Annotated in this window: 5 protein-coding genes; 2 read left to right on the top strand and 3 right to left on the bottom strand. The window is 40.8% G+C overall.

Features of this window, described 5'->3' with window-relative positions:
- Positions 1–567 precede the first annotated feature (567 nt).
- The 3 genes from FBQ94_RS17245 to FBQ94_RS17235 all read right to left on the bottom strand — a co-directional run bounded on the left by FBQ94_RS17245 (position 568) and on the right by FBQ94_RS17235 (position 2,546).
- Positions 568–1,197, bottom strand: coding sequence for a GGDEF domain-containing protein (locus FBQ94_RS17245; RefSeq protein WP_285442303.1), 630 nt, complete (start codon positions 1,195–1,197; stop codon positions 568–570).
- Positions 1,198–1,492: 295 nt separating this feature from the next.
- The gene (locus FBQ94_RS17240; RefSeq protein ID WP_285442302.1) at positions 1,493–1,822 is read right to left on the bottom strand and encodes a phage head morphogenesis protein; all 330 of its coding nucleotides are present in this window, start codon (positions 1,820–1,822) and stop codon (positions 1,493–1,495) included.
- Entirely contained in the window at positions 1,800–2,546 is a 747-nt protein-coding gene (locus FBQ94_RS17235; RefSeq protein ID WP_285442301.1) for a helix-turn-helix domain-containing protein, read from the bottom strand. The genes FBQ94_RS17240 and FBQ94_RS17235 overlap by 23 nt, the downstream gene beginning before the upstream one ends.
- A 23-nt stretch (positions 2,547–2,569) precedes the next feature.
- Here FBQ94_RS17235 and FBQ94_RS17230 point away from each other — a divergent pair, with 23 nt between their 5' ends.
- The gene (locus FBQ94_RS17230) at positions 2,570–3,580 is read left to right on the top strand and encodes a hypothetical protein (protein WP_285442300.1); all 1,011 of its coding nucleotides are present in this window, start codon (positions 2,570–2,572) and stop codon (positions 3,578–3,580) included.
- On the top strand, positions 3,573–3,881 hold the full coding sequence (locus tag FBQ94_RS17225) for a hypothetical protein (protein ID WP_285442299.1): 309 nt from the start codon (positions 3,573–3,575) through the stop codon (positions 3,879–3,881). The genes FBQ94_RS17230 and FBQ94_RS17225 overlap by 8 nt, the downstream gene beginning before the upstream one ends.
- Positions 3,882–3,930 lie beyond the last annotated feature (49 nt).

Below are 3,930 nucleotides of genomic sequence, written 5' to 3'. Positions count from 1 at the left end.
ACCCTTATTTTTCAGGCTTTTTCAGCCATACGGTCCTTAATTTCCTGGTATTTGGCTACTCTTGGACAAATTTATCCTATTTCTGCGCAACTTATGTGTGATTAAAAACATGTTTAGCCCCATGGTATTGGGTTGCGCTTTCAGATCGGGTCAGATGAAAAGCAGAAAAAAGTCCTTAAACCCCGAAGGGGCATATGCATTATAGTATGCAAGAGATGAAACCGAACAGGATATGGAGAGAGTCAAGACTTTGCTATATGCAAGTGTATGGGATGTACGGAACTCTTAACCACGTCATTGCGAGGATTTTTTCCAAAGCAATCTCATAAACTATCGTAGAGATCCTTCTACCTTGCATGGGAAGTATAAAAGTCCCCTCTCGGGAGGGAATTGAGGGGTGGGTAAAAAGCCGTTGGGTTTTGTCTTTTAAAACCTGATATAACGTAAAGAGGAAAAGAATAACAATGGAGCATTTCTCCTTAAGTTATCTATAGGTAGTCTTTCGTTAGGTAAGGATATGTTCGGTTTCATACAAAGGGTACTGGTACTATAGGCCATGGTCAAAGCTTAATAAGGACCTGCAACCCGATTCCTGCCACCTTCTTTAGCCTGGTAGAGTGCTTTGTTTGCAAGCTTTATGAGGGTTTCTTGTTCCGTGCCATGCTCCGGGAAAGATGCAATCCCGATACTTACCGTTAACTTAATGGTTTGTCCCGGTACGATATCGTCAAAATCGGTATATTCAATAATCCGGCGAATTTCATCCGCCTTTACCAGCGCCCTTGTTATAAACAATGTAGGCATGATAATGGCGATTTCTTCATGATCGTATCTGGCAATAATATCTGATTTGTTTACGAAATCACTGATAATCCTTGTCATTTGTTGCAATATACGGTCCCCTGCTCCTTCTCCATAAGTATCATGTAAATTCTTAAAGTGGTCCGGGTCTAAAATGAGAAGGCTTAAATGTTCATTACGTCTCTTTGCCAGAAATATCTGCTTACTCAGTATCTCATTAAAGAATCTTTTATTATATACCCCTGTGAGCTCGTCGGTTATATTTGTATGTTTGGCAATATCCAGAAGTTCAAGCCTGTGTAAAGCCAATGCTGTCAGTCCAACATAGTTTGACATAAGCCTGCGTATTTTTTCGTCATTCCAGCAAGCAATCTCCTTTTTTATCATCACAACCATTCCAAACAGAATTCCTCCGGCTATCAGAGGAAGGCATATATATCCACCCCTTTCAATTTTATAAAGAATGCATTTACAGGATAAGTCCTTGTTGGTATTCATTATAAGGGGGTAATATAAATGTATTAGTTAAATTGCAATAACTGGGTAAAGTTTGACGGAGGAAGGTGGGATTTTGGGTGGGTAAAAGATGTTATTTTCAAATGAAAGTTGAAAATAAAATATTTTTAAAAAAATTTTATTTTTTTTAAAAACATACCTCATTACCCACTACAATTCTATTATTTGCACAAGTCTAGACATAATGTTCTCCTTTTGAAACACAGAGTCTTTTTTCTTTAATATCTTCATGATCATAAGCACGGAAGCGACAACGGCAACCTTTATGAATAGGTGGCAAATGTTTCTGCCAAATAGGATCGTTATAATAAAACACTTTTCCGTCTAAAACTTTACATTGTGTACAAGTACTCGGATCTACAATGGCAATCCATTGCCAGTAAGGACGGTCATCTTTGTTTTCCATAAAAAACTTATATAGTTTTTGTATATATTTTTTATGTTCTTTATCTGCCATATATCTTAAAACCTTCTCCCTGTTTCTACTTTCCTTTTTTCTTAGCAAAGATAATATTTTTTAACTGTTCCAATTCTTCTTTTGAAAGATCACGAATAGATTCTTTTCCGTATCGTTCGTAAATATAAGCATCTAAAGCATCTTTAGTCCATCCTAATTGATTTCTTACTGCGGCAAATATGGCCTTTTGTATTTCTTTACGCCATTCGTCCTCATCAGTTCGTTTAAGACTTGTTTTTAGCCTTCCGGCCCATTGGCCGAGGTAGAGCATAGCTTTTTCAAACTGATCTTTCTTGATTTCCCGATAATAAGTAACCCCCATTTTCCTGTTGAGAGCATTCCAGACCGCACCATAGGTCTTTGGCTTCTTTTTTACCTTCTGCTCTAACTCCACAATTTCATTGACTTTATCTTTTAATTTATTGGCTTGTTCTCCGGTAATATCATGAGGGCCGGGGCTGTATTGTGTAAATCTTTTGACTTGTGAATTTACGTAGACATGGGCATCTCTGCCGGCAAAGGCTACACCATGACTGTTATTAACTATTACCTGGATATTTGGCGGTTTGTCCGTCTTTACGAGATCATCCAGCGTCACATTCCCTAATTCCGCCATTTTTAAAAGCACATCTATGCCAGGTATATTAGTTCCCTTTAAATAACCTCGTAAACTGGTATTAGGGATTCCAAGCCTGTTTGCAAGCCCTTCCTGCGTTTCGCCTAGGTCACGGAGTAGCTGCTGTAAAAAATTAGAGATTCTTTCCTTTAGCATAAGACCTCCAGAATAGCCATATTATGATATATTTAAAAATATTTTTGATTATAGCGATAATTCGCTTTATAATTCATTATCATGATAACCACAAAACAAAAAATAAAAATCGAGTTTATAAAGAAAGACGTCTCTGGGGCCGAGATCGGCCGCCGGATGGGTGTCAGCCGTGTGGCTGTATACCAGGTAATATCGGGAAAAACAAAATCGAAGCGCCTGCGCAAGGCGATTGCGGATGCAATCGGTATGGAGGTGTCAGACCTCTGGCCAAACAACAAGGAAAGGAGGTGAATGTGGAAGCAGTTCCCGCTGTACCGGCGGCAAGTATGTTGGTTCCGTTTAATTTTCAGACCTTTCAGACGAAGGAGGCCGTCTGGGGTCTTGATAAGAACGAGTTGATTAAGATGTTCCGGGTGACTCGTCGAGGTATTGCTGAGATGGCAGGGTCTAAACAAAGAAACCCTCAGAAGGCAATTGACAGAATTATAGAAAGAAATCCCTATCTGAAAGGATTGGGCATACCCGTCACGGTGACGGTAATGGAGGATTATAAATGGGGACATTCGCTCCCCAAATTGACGAGTGAATGTCCTGATCAGGGGGGACATTCGTACGTCACCGTGACGTATCAATGTCCCACCAGAACCCGCCAAATTATCGTTGACACCTACGATATTTGGGGCGTTTATCAAATCCTGGTTGAAAGTAACCTGCCCCGTACAAAAGAATTTTTGAGAAAATTTCCCGAGTTCCTCCAGGCATTTTACAATCACACCATCAAGCCCCCTGCCATGGGAAAGATCAAACCGGAGGTAATCGGGTCGTTTGGCGTTCCGTATAAGAAACGCGGGGAGTATGTAAAAAAGGCAGCCGGGGAGCTTGGCTGCTCCAAAGGTACCTTTTATAGGATGAAGTCTATTGCCCAAAAGACGCTTAAGATACCACCCGAAGCCACGAAGTTGACCGGCCAGCCGCGCAGGCCACGTGCGGAATCGGTGATTAACCAATGGAAACGGAAGGTGGAATATGTATAAGTTTCTGAATGAAGATGAGAAGCAGTTCACGGTAGAGTGCCTCCAGGATCTTTACCATCGGTTGAAAAAGATCGTAGATGAAGATTTCTGGGAGGATGTTGTTCGGGATATTTCACCCTGTGATCTGGCAGATCCAGTAAAAATAGACGCCCTTCTGGAAGGGAGAGAGGACAATCCAACAGAGTATTTCTCCTTGTTAATAGAGCTAATGGAGATTGCCATTGAGTATATCGGCAGCTATGCAGCATATGTTTCCGATTTAGAAGGCACCATAAAAAGTATGGAGGCTGAGCGGAATTAGCCGTTTGGGTATTCCGGTCTCTGTCAGTCGTATCAATTGCTGGGTTCGT

This window comes from Candidatus Jettenia sp. AMX1 (genome assembly GCF_030263775.1).
Classification (GTDB): domain Bacteria; phylum Planctomycetota; class Brocadiia; order Brocadiales; family Brocadiaceae; genus Jettenia; species Jettenia caeni.
This window is presented reverse-complemented; position numbering and strand designations above follow the sequence as displayed.